General features: G+C 52.8%; 17 protein-coding genes and 1 pseudogene. 11 read left to right on the plus strand and 7 right to left on the minus strand.

Going from position 1 to position 15,838, the window contains the following annotated elements; genetic code table 11:
* Positions 1-100: 100 nt before the first annotated feature.
* Entirely contained in the window at positions 101-994 is an 894-nt protein-coding gene (locus RC74_RS18580; RefSeq protein ID WP_039003746.1) for a sulfotransferase domain-containing protein, read from the plus strand.
* Positions 995-1,055: 61 nt separating this feature from the next.
* Complete coding sequence (locus RC74_RS18585) at positions 1,056-1,409, plus strand: hypothetical protein (protein WP_062628351.1); 354 nt, start codon at positions 1,056-1,058, stop codon at positions 1,407-1,409.
* 172 nt (positions 1,410-1,581) lie between these two features.
* Here RC74_RS18585 and RC74_RS23785 read toward each other — a convergent pair whose 3' ends face one another.
* Together RC74_RS23785 and RC74_RS18595 are read right to left on the minus strand one after the other, a co-directional pair.
* On the minus strand, positions 1,582-1,950 hold the full coding sequence (locus RC74_RS23785) for a DMT family transporter (RefSeq protein ID WP_417935193.1): 369 nt from the start codon (positions 1,948-1,950) through the stop codon (positions 1,582-1,584).
* Positions 1,832-2,398 (minus strand): DMT family transporter, encoded by a 567-nt coding sequence (locus RC74_RS18595; protein WP_169798755.1) that lies wholly within the window; start codon positions 2,396-2,398, stop codon positions 1,832-1,834. Before RC74_RS18595 ends, RC74_RS23785 begins: the two co-directional genes overlap by 119 nt.
* A gap of 376 nt (positions 2,399-2,774) precedes the next feature.
* Between RC74_RS18595 and RC74_RS22375 the strand changes: the two genes are divergently transcribed.
* Together RC74_RS22375 and RC74_RS18605 are read left to right on the plus strand one after the other, a co-directional pair.
* Complete coding sequence (locus RC74_RS22375; protein WP_039003745.1) at positions 2,775-3,275, plus strand: hypothetical protein; 501 nt, start codon at positions 2,775-2,777, stop codon at positions 3,273-3,275.
* Between the two features lie 207 nt (positions 3,276-3,482).
* Positions 3,483-4,106 (plus strand): HD domain-containing protein, encoded by a 624-nt coding sequence (locus RC74_RS18605; RefSeq protein WP_039003744.1) that lies wholly within the window; start codon positions 3,483-3,485, stop codon positions 4,104-4,106.
* Positions 4,107-4,339: 233 nt separating this feature from the next.
* On the opposite strand, the gene RC74_RS18610 is transcribed toward RC74_RS18605, so the two are convergent.
* The 3 genes and pseudogenes from RC74_RS18610 to RC74_RS18620 form a co-directional block, all read right to left on the minus strand.
* Complete coding sequence (locus RC74_RS18610) at positions 4,340-5,392, minus strand: DUF1214 domain-containing protein (protein ID WP_039003743.1); 1,053 nt, start codon at positions 5,390-5,392, stop codon at positions 4,340-4,342.
* Between the two features lie 330 nt (positions 5,393-5,722).
* On the minus strand, positions 5,723-6,232 hold the full coding sequence (locus tag RC74_RS23215) for a hypothetical protein (protein ID WP_062628352.1): 510 nt from the start codon (positions 6,230-6,232) through the stop codon (positions 5,723-5,725).
* 1 nt (position 6,233) lies between these two features.
* Positions 6,234-6,434 (minus strand): annotated as a pseudogene (locus RC74_RS18620) (transposase); the annotation flags it as partial.
* Positions 6,435-6,697: 263 nt separating this feature from the next.
* On the opposite strand from RC74_RS18620, the gene RC74_RS18630 reads away from it, so the two are divergent.
* The 6 genes from RC74_RS18630 (at position 6,698) to RC74_RS18655 (ending at position 12,278) form a co-directional block, all read left to right on the plus strand.
* Entirely contained in the window at positions 6,698-7,870 is a 1,173-nt protein-coding gene (locus RC74_RS18630; protein WP_156477518.1) for an efflux RND transporter periplasmic adaptor subunit, read from the plus strand.
* A gap of 4 nt (positions 7,871-7,874) precedes the next feature.
* On the plus strand, positions 7,875-9,083 hold the full coding sequence (locus tag RC74_RS18635; RefSeq protein WP_039003741.1) for an ABC transporter permease: 1,209 nt from the start codon (positions 7,875-7,877) through the stop codon (positions 9,081-9,083).
* Positions 9,080-9,778, plus strand: coding sequence for an ABC transporter ATP-binding protein (locus RC74_RS18640; RefSeq protein WP_039003740.1), 699 nt, complete (start codon positions 9,080-9,082; stop codon positions 9,776-9,778). Before RC74_RS18635 ends, RC74_RS18640 begins: the two co-directional genes overlap by 4 nt.
* Before the next feature lie 69 nt (positions 9,779-9,847).
* Positions 9,848-10,501, plus strand: coding sequence for a DUF2461 domain-containing protein (locus RC74_RS18645; protein WP_039003739.1), 654 nt, complete (start codon positions 9,848-9,850; stop codon positions 10,499-10,501).
* A 4-nt stretch (positions 10,502-10,505) separates the two neighbouring features.
* On the plus strand, positions 10,506-10,814 hold the full coding sequence (locus RC74_RS18650) for a GreA/GreB family elongation factor (protein WP_218918093.1): 309 nt from the start codon (positions 10,506-10,508) through the stop codon (positions 10,812-10,814).
* A gap of 336 nt (positions 10,815-11,150) precedes the next feature.
* Positions 11,151-12,278: an aminotransferase class V-fold PLP-dependent enzyme gene (locus RC74_RS18655; protein WP_062628353.1), complete on the plus strand. Its 1,128-nt coding sequence runs from the start codon at positions 11,151-11,153 to the stop codon at positions 12,276-12,278.
* A 744-nt stretch (positions 12,279-13,022) separates the two neighbouring features.
* Here RC74_RS18655 and RC74_RS18665 read toward each other — a convergent pair.
* Entirely contained in the window at positions 13,023-13,283 is a 261-nt protein-coding gene (locus RC74_RS18665; RefSeq protein WP_039003736.1) for a type 2 periplasmic-binding domain-containing protein, read from the minus strand.
* A gap of 26 nt (positions 13,284-13,309) precedes the next feature.
* On the minus strand, positions 13,310-15,004 hold the full coding sequence (locus RC74_RS18670; RefSeq protein ID WP_039003735.1) for an alkaline phosphatase family protein: 1,695 nt from the start codon (positions 15,002-15,004) through the stop codon (positions 13,310-13,312).
* Between the two features lie 345 nt (positions 15,005-15,349).
* Here RC74_RS18670 and RC74_RS18675 point away from each other — a divergent pair, with 345 nt between their 5' ends.
* On the plus strand, positions 15,350-15,835 hold the full coding sequence (locus RC74_RS18675; protein WP_039003734.1) for a fasciclin domain-containing protein: 486 nt from the start codon (positions 15,350-15,352) through the stop codon (positions 15,833-15,835).
* Positions 15,836-15,838: the final 3 nt, after the last annotated feature.

The following is a 15,838-nucleotide window of genomic DNA, read 5'->3' on the forward strand; positions in this document are numbered from 1 at the left end:
TCTGCACGAGTGCCTAACCACTCTGCAAGTCCAGAGATACCCACGACCACGGGCGGCGTTCATATTCTTTAGGCAACACAATCAACAGAGGAGATTAGAAATGAACGCCTTACCCGCCAAAACCCGCGAAATGCACAACCACCATATGGACAGTTCGGTCTGGAACGATATCGATTTCCGTAACGATGACATCGTAATAGCGACCTATGCAAAGTCGGGCACATCCTGGATGCAGCAAATCGTAAGCCAGTTGATCTTTCAGGGTCAGACGGACTTGCCCGTCTCGGAAATGTCGCCATGGGTTGATCTTCGCGTGCCACCGAAAGAGGTTAAACTTCCGGAAATTGCCGCACAGACCCACCGCCGGTTTCTAAAAACCCATTTGCCGGTTGATGCTTTGGTCTTCTCGGAAAAAGCCAAGTATATCTATGTCGGGCGGGATGCACGGGATGTCATCTGGTCATTACACAACCACCATTCGAACGCGAACGAGGCGTGGTATGACGCGTTGAACAACACGCCGGGGCGCGTCGGCCCAGAGATCGGCAGGCCACCTGAAAGTCCCGTCGAGTATTTTGCCCAATGGCTGGACAATGACGGCGCGCCGTTCTGGCCCTATTGGGAGAATGTCCGCAGCTGGTGGGAACTGCGCGATCATGCCAACGTGAAACTCATCCACTTTGCAGATCTCAAGCATGATCTGCCTGGCCAGATTGCCAAGATAACCGCATTTCTCGACATCGAGGTGACGCCCAATACGATGGAGAAAATCCTGCATCATTGTTCATTCGACTACATGAAAAACCATGCAGCAGCTTCTGTACCACTGGGGGGTGCGTTCTGGGATGGCGGTGCTAAAACATTTATTCACAAAGGTACAAACGGACGCTGGAGAGACATACTGCCACGGGCGACAAGCGAACGTTATGAGCATACTGCTGCCGCGGAGCTTGGTGAGCCTTGTGCCAACTGGCTTAAAAACGGCGCGTTGTAAGCCTTGGTCGGGTGCGGCGGGCAGAACCGCCGCTACCATTCAAAAAGGATTTAATCACCCAATGGCACATTCATTTATCAGCTCAATTTCATTGGCCACCGCCCTCACCCTCGGTCCTTTTCAGATTGCCACTGCTCAGGAAGCAATAATGATCGTCCAGCATCAAGTTGCTGACTATGAGGAATGGAAATCCGTGTTCGATGACGCCCTAGCCACGCGGCAAAGCGTCGGCGAAACTGCATATAGAGTTTTAGTAGATCCGGCTGACAGCAATTCCGTGACTGTCATTTTTCAATGGGATACCGTTGAACGCGCTCAGATATTCGCCGCGGATCCCATTCTCGAAAACGGAATGCAAGGTGCCGGAGTAACCTCTAAGCCACAATTCAACTTCTTTAAGATTTCGGATGGCTGAGAAACGCTAGCGGAAGGGCATCTCTAAATTTAGGGGGGGGATATGGGCATTCTGTTGGGAGGTATGGATTTTCCAATGTTTCTGGCCCGCAAAGATGCGTGAAGATGCGTGAAGATTTCTCGGACGGCGTAGCGTTTCAAGCAGCGGATGATCTCATTTTTGCTTTTGCCGACTAGCGCTTCTTACGAAGCCTCAGCTGAGTCAGGCCAACGCCAGACAGGATGATCCCTGCACCTATGTAGGTGCTGAAACTCAGGGTTTCGTTCAGCAGAATGACTCCCAGAAGAATAGCCCAGAGAGGTACGATGTAGGCCACGAGGCTCATGAATATGGGGCCCGCGGATCGGATCAGCACTACGCGCAGCAGAAAGGCCAAACCAGTAGGGAGTATACCGGCGTAGAGCAGCGCCCATGTCGCCCGCTCACTGGTGATCTCTGGCATTCCTTCCAGCAGGAGCGCGATCGGCGTCAGTGCAATCGTTCCCGCCGTTAGCATTCCCGCAGTGAATGCCATTGGAGGGATCGGCGGCGCGCGGCGGATCAGAATGGCACCGACCGAATAGCAGAGCGCCGCCAATCTTTGCCACAACAGTGCCGCCTGAGACTTGTCCAGCCAAAACCTCAGGCAGGATCAGAACCAGAAGTCCCACGAACCCAAGGATGACGCCCGCGATCCGGCGCGGACCTATCTGTTCGTCCGGAACGAAGATATACGCAAGGAGCAGCACGAATATAGGGGAAGTGCCCATTGTGATACCAGCAAAGGCTGAGGGTACTCGCTGTATCCCCCAGGCCAGAAGGCTGAATGGCAAAGCGAAGTTCAAAATCCCCAAAAGCAGGATGAAGCACAGGGCTTTTGGGTTGTTGATCGCCAGATCTGCCGGACGAGTGACGGCGACGACGGCCAGAAGCGCCAGCGCGCCGATACCGATGCGGCCAGCAGCGACGGTGAAGGGACCGTATTGCTCTAACGCCACAGCCATTGACATGAACGCGCCTCCCCACACGAAGCTGAGGAACAAAAGGACCGCCCAGTTTCGGGAGGCGGGTGAATTGTGGACGGCTTCTGTCATTTCTTGGCAATCGGTTGGTGATTGTTGTCCTTATAATCCTTTTGCATGTCAGCTGCCAGCCCCGGCATTCTGGGCTGTGCCCTTTTCTACCAAACTGTGCCCATTGCAGCATCGCTTCCGCGCCATCACCCACATCTATCTAGACAGACAGCCTTAAAACTTTATAGATGGGGCCAATCTTGGATCCTGTACAGGCCGACCTCAAAGCGTCCATCGGGGCGGTCAAACTCAAAGAGGTTGCTTTGGCTGATCTCCGTCGCGAAGGCGCCCTCCTCCAAGCATTCGCGTACTAATGAGTAATACGACTAAGCGTTTATTCGCTAGGCCCTTTGGGCTGTCTGGGGCACAACTGGGGCACAAACCATGCTTAGCGGAGATCAATCAGAGCTATGCGGAAATCGTTGCACAAGCAGAGGCACGACTGAGGGCAAACCCTGATCTGGGTAGTCCGCCAACAATCACAATTCCACAGCTCAAACTTGAAAGGCTGACAATCCAGGGGCAAATCACGATGGCGGATTTGGCTCAAACCTACCTCACCCAACGATCACAAGAGCTTAAGCCTGGCAGCTTCAAGTCGATCCGTTTCAGTCTCGGACTGCTGACCTCCCTCTTTGGCAGCAAGAGGATTGGGGATTTAAGCCTCTCCAACGTTCAAGAATTCCTCGCTCTTCTGTCCTGCCTCAACCCTGATGTCACCAAGAGCACCGCACGCAAGGTGATCTTGAGGCACATGATCGTCAATCGAGAACTCATAAAACAACGAGCCTTGCGCCTCTTGCTTCGGTCCTAACATCGTCAATCTCCCGCATTTACAGGTAAATTGAATCAGTGATAGCACTTCAAATCAACAAGAGTTTTTCAACAAAATTGACTTCAACAAGGGTTTGCTTGACCCCATTTGAGAACGCTACAAGAAATTTCTTATCGCCGCTCTTTTGGTCTGCCCATAAAACTGATAAATCACTCATATTGCGTATATGCACTTTGGAGGCGGAACATGGAACGTGTGAATTTCACCCAGATGAAAGATGGCACGAAGGAAGAATATGAATTCCTGACGGCTCACGAGATCGACTATACCAAAGGTACTGCGGACCGATTGATGCACGCTCTTGAGCATCTTGATGAGGGCCTTTCGGGATATCAAATCACCCGCTTAGGGCATTCGGCGCAAGCTGCGACCCGCGCTTGGCGCGATGGGGCGGACATCGATTGGGTCGTATCTACACTTCTGCATGACATTGGGGATATTTTTGCACCGTACAATCATGATGAATATGCCGCGACCATCCTGAAGCCGTTCGTGCGCGAGCAATGCCGCTGGTGCGTCGAAACCCATGGTGATTTTCAGATGCTGTATTATGGGCAACATCTCGAAGGATTCGATCAGAACAAGCGTGAACGTCATCGGGGTGCTAAATATTTCGACGACTGTGCGGAGTTCTGTGAACGATGGGACCAGACCAGTTTTGACCCTGATTATGACACGCTGCCGCTCTCATTTTTTGCGCCTATGGTGCGAGACGTGTTCGCACGGAAACCCTACGATCCAGAGGTCATGCAGGCCGCGGACCAACCTCTGACAGTGCCACAAACCGCAGCTGAACGTGCGGTTAAATAGTCCCTCTTCAGGCTTTGAATATATCCTTTCAAGGTGGACCTCGTGCGGGTTCATGGCAATAGGCAGAAGTGCCAAGGTCAAGACCTATCCCAAGCGGCTACCGCAGCATCGAACGGCAGCAACGAGTCCACTTTGACTGATGCTGCCGTTGTACAAATGTCTGCTATGCGTTCGATGAAAGCTGATCAGTTTAAAATCGTTTCCATTGCCCCCTCTACCAATACTGGCAGACCCTAATTGGCGGGCACGATACTCGGCATCTCGTATGCCTTGAACGCTTCAACGTCAGGGCGGTAGGCGCGAAGTAGAAAGCTCCAGCCATCGTCGGGGGTTGCAACGTAATTGGGGGCCAACTTCCGGCAATCTTCGGCGCCAAAGGCTACCTTGAAAGAACCATCATCGTTGGTGGTGACACCGCGGCTGGAACTCACGATGTTATCTGTATTGGTCATCAGATATTTTTCGGGTCCGTACATCGTGATCGAATAAAACGCTTTGACTTCAACTTTGGGAAAAGTCGCCGTGTAGCACGTTCCGCCCTTGGCGTCCTTGGGACCACCACTGGCGTACATGGCGTTCTCGTTGGCCGAAAGGCCCCATGCGCCAGCCGTGACATAGGTGAAAAATTGCCAGTCCTTGACGTCCTCAACACGTTTCACCATCGCACCGAATGAGTTCGGGAGTTTGGAATACTGAACCAACAGGGCATTGCGCACTGTCGTAAGCGTTTTCTGGTCAACATCGGGTAGCTTACCGCCTGTCGCCGCGCCGGTGATCTTGTATTTCGGCTGATACTCTTTCGTTATCTTTGCAACGTCTTCCGCTGTGCCGTCGGTTCCCATTCGGACACCAACCGCAACAAAATCTGTGGCAAAGTCACTGGCCCTATAGGTCTGTGTGCCACCGCCATAGACGTAAAATGGCGTCATGTGATCTTCGGTGATGATCTGGGTCGCAATGAAACGGTCCCCCACCTCCGGCAATTCCAGCGTAAAGCCATCTTTGGCGTTCACCACGGCGATTGAATAGACCGTATCGAGGTTCGGCGACACGACCCAATGGTCGGCGGCTTTGGTCAGTCCTTGAAAGTTGAAAAACTCGTTCATGCTCGAGCGGCCAAGGAAGTCCGCAAAGAACGAGTTGCTTTCCGCGTTGATGTATTCGGCGGGGCTCATGCCGTAATCCCTTGGATTGGTTGCCCATTTCGAGCTGTCGATATCTGGAATTTCTGCGGCGGCGGCACCGGCAATTGCAGCGAATACGGCGGATGTCAGGAGAGTTTTCATTGTGAATAACCTTTGGCTTAATGTTATTAATGCTAGGTGGAGGAGAGTCGTCCCTCAGAGTCAATTGGTCACGTGCTCATAAGCTGGTGGCTTCCAATCTCCAATTGACGCTTCTGCCGTAGTGGTGCCCTGAGCGGGAACCGCCGGCGCAAAGAAGTCAGCGGATATCACAACCGCAGCAAATCTGAGTTTTGATAAGCACGCGGTAAATATCCCATTAGATTTCTTTTTACTAAATATTCTTCGCAAACACGCGGGTCAAGTGCATAGAGGAGGCTCCAGCCTCTACGAACGACCGCTTCCGACAGTCCGTGTCGAAAGGCCCAAATTTTAGATTTCAATAGCTTCAGCGATAGCGAACGCGTCTTCGAGCTCGCCTCCCAAATATCGAACGGTGCTGTCCATTTTCGTATGCCCCAGCAGAAGTTGAACGGCGCGCAGGTCATGCCTTGTCCCAAGTCCGCGCAATACCTCGTGTTGTAGTTCGTCTCCAAGTGCCTGTTGTGCTTCGGGCAAGCTGTCACGCAGCAACCGAGTTCCGGTGGATGCTTGATGATCAAAGCTCGGCGTTTCCAGCCGGATGATCTTACACCGATCCAGAAAGGCGGTAGGCATCCGGTCGATTGAGTTGGTGGTTATGATCCAGCGCACTCCAGTCAGATTGAAAGGGATTTGATAAAACGGGCATACCCAGGCGCGGGCTGTTGTCGGTTCAATCATGCTTTTCAGCACTTCGAAAGCGCGGGGCAGTCTACTGCCGCTACTGGTCATTACTTGATCGGGGATTTTGTCGACCTCAACTAGGATTACCAGTGGGTTCGCGATCCGATCATGCAACATTGAAGTCTTTCGGCCATTTGTAGTAGATGCCTTGCGAAATACCTTCTCGCCAGCACAGCTCAGCAATGCTGTCTTCGCCGCGTGGCCCGTCAAAAACGATCCTGATCTTCTCCTCAGAAGAATACTGTTTGCGGGTGGCCCGCTTAATATCCTTGCCGATCTTCTCGCCAGGACTTTTCCGTGCTCTAGTTGTTTGTCTCATTTTCCACTCCTTGGTGGTTATGATGAGCCAAAAACTCTCTCTAATCAAATTACCCTGTATGCACCCATAGGCGTTGACGTCAGACACTTTGTTACTCCTTTTACTTTTGGTCAACTCCCGCTGATTTGAAGTCGGATTGAAAACGACCGTGGTGTGGCATCATCATCTTTTTATTGCTAATTTGGCCCCTGGAACTAAGATTAATCCCCATACCTAAGTTCTCAATTGTCATTATATATTCCAGCCGTATTGCGAGGCATAAATTGAGCAGTGATAAAACCCGCGATGCCCTGTCGCGAACACCCTTGGATACCGGAGGGCAAAGCTTGGTCCCCATGCCCAAGCCTTCACTGGCTCCATCCCCTTGGCGTAAAAAGCGCGTTGTGGTCTTTGCCATCGCGATCGCGGCACTTGCCTTGATCTTGACGTGGTGGGAATTTAGCGGTGTGAGCGGCGCGCCTACGGTTGCCGTTGAAATACTCGCACCCGGCCCCGTAACGCGGATTTTGGCCGTGAGTGGGCGGACTGCGACAGACATCAGTTCGGATATCGTGCCATCGGTGACCGCGCGTGTAATGTCCGTTCACGTGAATGAGGGCGACGTCGTCACTACAGGCGATCTCTTGTTGGTGCAGGACGATACGAAACAAAAAAACAACGTCCGACAGGCGATGGCTGCGCTCGACGCTGGAATTCTATCCCAGCAGAGCGCACTGGAAGATCGTGATCGCGCAATCGCCCTTGGTACGAGGGTTGCGAAAGTTGTCGTCTCGGACGCCGAGCAAGCACTGGCATTGGCCGCGTCCGAAGTGGAGCGGTTAAATGCGGCACTTGATCAGGCAAATATTGATTTGCGCGACTACCGGTTAACCGCACCGATCAACGGTGCTGTGCTCAGTAGGTCGGTCGAGGTGGGGGATCTGGTCACGCCGTCCTATGTCTTGATGCGCCTTGCAAATGCTGATGATTTACATGTCGAAGTTCAGATTGATAAAATCTACGCCAACGAAATCCATGTGGGCCAGCGCTCCCAGTTACAGCTTGCCGGACACGATGAGATTGAAACGGGAGCTGTTTCCTTTGTAGCATCGGAAGTGGATGAGCTGACGGGGAGCTTGCGGGTCAAACTCTCCTTCGACACGCAGCCCAAAACTCAGATCGGTCTGACAACCGTAGCAAATATTCTGATCGACGAGGCTTCTGATGTCTTAACCGTTCCGCGCAGCGCGTTTGTCAATACTGGTGCTGGCTCGGCCGTTTTTGTCCTGCGCAACGGGCAGGCCAGCCTAAGACCGATTACCTATATCGATTGGCCCGCAGATCGCGTTCAAATCACGTCCGGCCTGTCTCGGGGAGATATGTTGGTCCTCTCGCCTGAGGGTGTCAAAGACGGTCAGGCTCTGACCCTTCAAGACGACATGACCGAAAGGGATTGAGCAGATGCGCTATGGCCTGAAAATTGCGATCCGTTACCTGACCTCAAACCTTTTCCAGACGGGGTTGTTGGTGTTTGGCGTGGCCACGGCTGTGTTTATTTTTATCTTTATGAGTGCATTGATTGGCGGTCTCGCCGATCTTATGGTGAACAACACACTTGGAAGTCTTGCCCATGTGACAATCACCACAGACGACAGAGATCTTCCGCTTCTTGCGCCGTCATCGGAGGGGACCGTCCTTCTCGCGCGGCAGAAATCCACTCGTGTCGAAGTAGGGATACTCAATGCCGCGCAACTGCTCTCGGTGATCGAAAAAATCCAAGGTGTTGCGCACACCTCCCTCCATATCAACGAGGGGGCCGTCCTGCTGCGGGGGGAGCGGACGCGACAGGTGAGTGTCACTGGACTGGAACCCGACCGCGTGACGGCAATTGTGCCGTTTGACACATACTTGTTGCAAGGATCGCTCGCACTGACGGGAGACGGGGTATTGATCGGCGCAACTTTAGCCCAAGAGTTGAGCCTATCGGTTGGCGGTCGGGTTACAATGCGCACCAACAGCGGAAACACAATTGCGCTGCATGTCACTGGAATTTTTTCCTCTGGCATGGGACAGGTCGACTCTGCGTCGGCATTTCTGGATATAGGCACGGCCCGCAGCTTGTTTGATAAACCTAACGCCGTGTCTCGGATCGAAGTGAAGCTTGATGATCTCTATGATGCAGACCGGGTCGCCGAGCGGATTAACGCCACGACAGGGCTCAACGCCGAACCCTGGACATCATCCGCCAAGCAGCTCTACGATGGCCTGAAGGCCCAATCGAATACGGGCCTAATCCTGAAAACATTCGCATTGATCACCATCGTGATCGGCATCGCGTCGTCGCTTATGTTGTCGACTTATCGCAGGCGGCCCGAGATTGGCATCATGCGAGCCATGGGCGCGCCCCAAGGATTTATTCTTTTTGTATTTGTGTCTCAAGGCGTGATCATCGGGCTGGTTGGTGGTGTTTTTGGTTCTATCTTGGGGCTGGTTGTCCTAACCCCCCTGACACCGACAGGCGAAGTTCAACCGGGACAACTTCCAATCGACGTGGCGCAAGGATCGCTCGGCCTTGCAATTGCGCTCACGGCCATCGCGGCAACGCTTGCGGCGATCTTGCCGGCGCGTGCCGCGTCTCGGATCGATCCCGTGGAAGCTATAGGACAATGACCCAGTTCAAGCCGCCCGTTGGTCCGCTTTTGGAAATGCGCGATCTGATAAAAACATACGGTGAAGGGGAGACCGCCACCCGCGTTTTGAAGGATTTGAATTTGACCCTGCCGCGTGGCAAAATGATTGCCCTTCTTGGCGCTTCGGGCTCAGGGAAAAGCACCTTACTCAACATTCTTGGGACCCTTTTAAGACCGAGTTCGGGGTCCTTTACAATGATGGGGCAGGACCTGTTTGGCGCTGATGACGCAACTTTGACGGATTTTCGCAACCTTCATATCGGTTTCGTGTTCCAGTTTCATAACCTGTTGACGGATTTTACGGCACTGGAAAACGTGCTTTTCCCAACAGCAGTGCGAGAAGGCACCGAACGCCCAGAAGCGCGTCGCCGCGGGACTGAGCTGTTGGAGCTTGTCGGATTAAGTGACCGGGTGAACTTTCGAGCCAGCAAGCTTTCAGGGGGTCAGAAGCAACGCGTTGCCGTCGCGCGCGCTCTGATGAACAAACCCGAATTGATCCTCGCTGACGAGCCGACGGGCAATCTTGACAGCGTCTCAGCCAAACAAGTGATGGACTTGTTCATGAAGATTAACGCAGAGGAAAACACAACTTTTTTGATTTCCACCCATGATGAAAAAATCGCGGCCCTGTGTTCAGAGCAAATTGAAATTAGGGACGGAAGACTCGTCGAGTGAAGCGGTGCCATCAGAAATTTACTTGTGCTATACGCGCCTCACAGGTGCTGAGAAACAGGAGGTACACCCATGGTTGAGCCAGAAACATTTACGTTCCTAACGGATCTCGGGCAGAACAACCGCAAAGTCTGGCTGGATGCCCACCGCGACGCGCGCGATGACGCCCTGCGCAATTTCGCAGGCATTGCCATGACACTGCACGACTACGCGCATCGCTTTGATCCCTTCGTCGCTGAGGCCGTATGCAAACCAAAACAAAGCTACACCAAGTTATACCAAGAGCCGCGCGACCGCATTGGACGTGCTCTGTACCGCTCTGGTGTGGATGTTTTTGCCAACGCAGGTCATCCCTCAGAAGACTTCGGATACTATCTCCATATTGAGCCAGGAAACTGCCACGCAGGTGCAGCCCTTTTTCAACCCTCTAAGCCAGCGCTCGCACGAATGCGATCCCGTTTGGTCGATGATCCGGAAGGCCTGACTGACGTCTTGGCAGACGCTGCGTTTAAGAAGACTTTTCCAGAGGGAGTGGTCACGCGAAAGACATTGAACGCTGTGCCGGACGGCTTTGTGAGTGGCGATCCAGCCGAGCCTTATTTGAAAATGGTTGGCCTCGGATGCCGCAAAGACCTGACGGATGCGCTCCTGCTCGACGATGAAGTAATAGATCTGCTCATCGAGATATTTCGCGCCAGCACACCGTTGGTGCGCTATTTCGATTGAAGGCGTGCAAAAGAGTTTGCTGTCCTTCATGGCGCTGCGCGTTAGCATCATCTTGCTCTATCGGAGATGCAGGTTTTTCTCAGGGAAGTTTGTCGTTGCCTTTGGGGCAGAGGTTGATGTCATGGCCGAGGACGACACGCGGCGAACTTTTCGAATTGTAGGAGAGGACGAAGCCGACCCAGCTCACGGCCTTATCGCTCCCTACTCACCTCTTGGTGATGCCCTGCTTAGTGCCGAACTCGGCAGCATCGTCGAGTGGCGCAAACCTGCCGGCACAGTTGACCTAGTGATAGTTGCGATACGGTTTCCATAGAAAACACCAGCTGGGTGAGCGCACGCAATCCGGTTTTTGATTGCCTTGCTTTGGCAAGTTGCATGCGGTTCCAAACACGTAGCCTCACGGACCAATCCGGTTTTGGAGACACTTTCTTGCATAATTTTGCAGCAAAGGGATGACTATAGGAAACGCAAAATTCAGTGATGGTTTCAAACGAGATGCAGCGCATCGAATAACGGCTCGTCACAATGAGGCCCAAACTCACCCCACCTCAAAAATCGCAGTTCATCTAGCGCTTGCACGCGATGAAAGGTGGCGAACGCGATTGAACGCACTATATATTCAGTGATGTAAACAAATAGGATACCAAGAATGACTCACCAAGGCTCCACAGTTGATCCAGACGGTTTGGCGGAATTTTCAGTCGTGTTTACGGACCGATCTCTCAACCATATGTCTAAATCCTTTCAACGCGTTATGAATGATATTTCTGGTATGTTGAAATCCGTTTATGCGGCGCAAGGTGTGGCGCTCGTCCCTGGTGGCGGCACCTACGCGATGGAGGCTGTTGCACGTCAGTTTGTCAACAATCGCAAAGCTTTGGTCATTCGGAACGGGTGGTTTTCTTATCGCTGGACGCAGATATTTGAAGCGGGCGATATCCCCGCCTCGTCCACCGTCCTTAAGGCACGCCGCACAGGTAATCACCATCAAGCCCCCTTCTCTCCCCCGTCGATTCAGGATGTGGTTAAGACTATTTTGGATGAGCAGCCAGACGTGGTTTTTGCGCCCCATGTCGAGACATCTTCCGGCATCATGCTCACCGAAGATTACATTCGCGAGATCACAACGGCCGTTCATTCCTATGGCGGCATGTTTGTCCTCGACTGTATCGCTTCGGGTACTGTTTGGCTTAACATGGAAGACCTCGGCATCGACGTTCTGATATCCGCGCCGCAAAAAGGCTGGAGTGCTTCACCCTCCTCAGGCTTGGTTATGATGGCCGATTTGGCGATAGAGCGCCTTGGGCAAACGCAAAGCACCAGTTTTGCCTGTGATTTGGCGAAATGGTTTCAAATCATGCAGGCCTATGAAAACGGCGGCCATGCCTATCACGCGACGATGCCAACTGACGCATTGGTTAAGTTTCGCGATGCGATGTTGGAAGCCAAGGATATCGGTTTTGACACGTTGAAATCCAATCAGCTAGAATTGGGAGTAAAAACGCGTGAACTTTTGGTTGCGAACGGTTTCCCAAGTGTTGCCGCTGAAGGATTTGCAGCGCCGGGAGTTGTGGTGTCTTATACCGATGATCCTGCCATCCAAAATGGTGCGAAATTTTCTTCACAGGGTATGCAAATTGCGGCCGGTGTTCCCTTGCAATGCGATGAGCCAGAAGATTTCCGAACATTCCGCCTTGGGCTTTTTGGTTTGGACAAATTGCAAGACGTTGACGGAGCCGTCGACAAAATCCGTACAGCACTTTCAAAGCTTAAATAGAGGTATGGGATAGTCTGAGACTCGAGCCTAAGGCCTCGGTTTAAAACCATGTTTGCTTCACACAACCGCACTCCAAAATCGGAAGTCCGGCGGTGTGGTGCTCACAAAACAGTTACATCGCAACACTCATTGAACCAGATTCTTCGTCCAGGTCAAAGGTGCTAACACGGCCGCTGAAAGTGTGGATACTGGATTTATCAAATCGGTTCAAAGATTGCCGTGTGAACGTTGCGATAACTTTGACCAGAAGATCGCAGAAAGAACGGGCTGTAGCTTGACACCGTAATGCGCCTCCCCATCTTGTGGTTCGCCACAATAGTTTCTCGGGCGATCATCAGGTGAACACAGCGGCAACCAAATCGCAGCCTGAAGTGCAGCATCATCGTCTCGACGCGACTGATACCGCACCGACGATCGGTCGAATTGTAAAACATCACACGCCCGCCGCTGGCTCACACCATGCGCCTCGCACAAGTGGACCACGGCATTCCGCTTTGCTGCGGGCGTCACCATTTTTTGAATTGATGTCTCGGCACATTGCGTTGCCCAACACCTCAAGCACAAAACCTGGCCCAATCACCGCAACTACCCCAAACACCAGCAACCTCACCTAGGCCAAGAACGTGAAATTCCGCTGCACGATGGCCTTTTGCCATATTTCCCAACGAAGGGGCCATATTTTTAAGGGTTGGGGAGTTCGCGACCGTGACGGGGGCGGTGACGGTCAACCTCAATCGGGCTTAATCAAACGAGGCTACCGACGGCCACATCCGCTGCGGTCATTCTCAAATCCGCAAGGATCACGGCTTGACCCGACAGGGCCGCGTCAAACATGAATGCGCGGCTTTCGTACGCGATAACTCTCTCAGGATTGGCAAGTTTCGACCCTGACGCCTTGGCCCAAGCAGACCAATCTTCGCGCCATCGCCGACCACTGGCCAGTGGTAAGGCTAAAATAGCACCTGCAGACAAAGGTGCCGTCGGAGAACTTGAATTCCCCCGCATCTGGGCCCCGTGACCTAAGCAAAGTGCTACTGGCCCAAGACCTCGAGCAAAACCTCTCCTGTGGCACCTGACGGTGGCCGTGTGCCGGCGACGACGGAAAGGGTCAGCGCCACGTCGATTGGATGAACCCTGCGTGACACGGTTTGTGGAGAGATCCCCTGACCGGCAAACAAGATTGGTACGAACGTGTCGTAGCGCCATGGTGATCCGTGGGTAACAGTCACCGACAACCCATCCATATCGTTGATGAACGATTCCGGCTGGAACACAATATAGATATCGCCGGACCGGTCGGGATGATAGTTGTTCAACACGGCTTGCATCAAGGCGTTGTCAGGGAGCGAACCTTCTCGCAGGCGCGAACTGGGCACCGCATAGGCCACGCCTGCGAAGGAAACCAATTCATCTGCAATGGCGGTCTCAAGTGCAACCCTGTCGATTGCGGGATTATCGCGGACATCTGCGGCCAAGGTCAAATAGGGGTGATCATAGCCTTCGAAAAGTGGGCCGGTTATGCCAAACCTTGTTTTGATCCGCTCAATCGCAGGCGCGGTGTCCCATTCATCGGGCGAGACATAGCTTCCCGGCATTCCGATTGAGGCCAGATAGCCGGGTGCTTCAGGAGCCCCGTGGTCGGCCGCCAGTACAATCAGGGTGTTCTCAAGACCCACCTCGGCATCGACGTAAGCAAAGAGATCGGCCAGCGTGCGATCAAGTTGAAGCAGATTATCTTCGGCTTCGAGGCTTGAGGGGCCGAAGAAATGGCCAACGTAGTCTGTGACTGAAAAGCTGACAGCAAGGAAGTCGGTCACGTCGTCATCGCCCAGTCCCTCTGCGTCGATAAGCGTTTTTGCGAAATCGGCCGTCATCTGGTCCCCAAAAGGGCTCAGCGTCAGCATAGTCGTATAGTATGTGTCCTCTGTCGTTCCTAGCGGATGCGGAAACGTGCGACCAAACCCTGCGAAATCCGGTTCCCAATCCTGATCGTCGTGTTCGCCAAACATATAGGTGCCAATCGGGTTCAAAAGCTCCCACGACTGGCCACTGTAGCTTTGAGGTAGACCCTTAGCGTTCCAATCCTCAACCCATGTTGGATATGCATCATAGTAGTAGTTGCTTGTTACGAATTGACCCGCTGCTTTTGAGAACCAGAAGGCCTTGCCAGCGTGTCCGGCCATTGAAACCGCGCCACGATCCTTGATTGAGACACCGAAGACTTTTGCTTGCCCAACTGTACTGACAGCCAGCTCATCGCCAAATGTCGATGTGAGAATAGTTCGCGGTGAACGCCCTTCGCTTGTCGCGGCGCGCTGCGTGGGGTCGATTTCGGTGGTATCGTCCACGTCGGCGCCGCTGGTCAGGATGGAATAGTCGGCGTCCTCAATGTTGTAGACTGTCCGACCCGCGGCGCGGTCGTACCACAGGTTGCCAACCATTCCGTGCGCAGCGGGGTTTGCACCGGTTGCCAGTGTGGTGTGCCCCACAATCGTTTCGGTATTGGCGTGCGTATGGTGGGCATTGTTGTAATGGATGCCTTGCTCAAGCAGATATCGAAATCCACCTTCGCCGAGTTGGTCCAAATATCTGGTGGGAAGATCTCCCCGCAACTGATCCACGGTGATCTGCAGGATAAGCCTCGGTTTGTCTTGAGCGTTGGCGACAATCGGGAATGTGCCCAATGCACACAACAATAGGCTGGAGGTCTTCGAGAGAGAAATCATGGAATATCCCTTTTGGCTAAGCGGTCTTGGGAGCAAGTATGCAACAATTAATCAGGCCAAAGCAACTTTAGGTCAAGGATCAGCCTAGATACTCAATTTGGTTCGGGAGTCGCCATTGACGGGTGTTTTTAATATTTGTGGGTTGAATGACGGCTTTGCATCAATCGACTTAACAGTATGCAATTTCGGCGACGGTCCGGATTCCGCCCTCTATGACTATTGCGGTCAAGTTTGAGATAGCCCAATTCACAATTTTTCCTAAAAAGTGATCCGACCTCGCTTAGGGGCCGTATACCTTTTATCCAGCAGCTAGCTGGCGTCAATTTTGTAATTTGGAGAGACCCTATGTTCCGCCGTACTTTTTTCGCAATCACTTCCGCAGCTATGCTTTCGTCCGCCAATCTTGCTTTCGCCGATGGTCACTCAAAAGACATCGTAGACACAGCAGTCGCAGCAGGATCATTCAACACATTGGTCGCAGCCGTTGGCGCAGCAGGACTTGTTGACACATTGAAAGGTGAAGGTCCTTTCACTGTATTTGCCCCAACAGATGAAGCGTTTGCTGCCCTTCCAGAAGGCACTGTTGAAAATCTCTTGAAGCCAGAGAACAAAGATCAACTCGTTGCTGTTCTGACGTACCACGTTGTCGCTGGAAAAGTGATGAGTGGCGATCTATCGAACAACATGATGGCGACCACCGTCCAAGGCGGCGACATCACAATCATGACTGAGGGTGGCGTAACCGTTAATGGAGCCAATGTAGTCTCCGCTGATATTGAAGCTTCAAACGGTGTCATCCACGTTATCGACGCAGTTATTTTGCCCAAGTAACAC

This window comes from Falsihalocynthiibacter arcticus (genome assembly GCF_000812665.2).
Lineage (GTDB): Bacteria > Pseudomonadota > Alphaproteobacteria > Rhodobacterales > Rhodobacteraceae > Falsihalocynthiibacter > Falsihalocynthiibacter arcticus.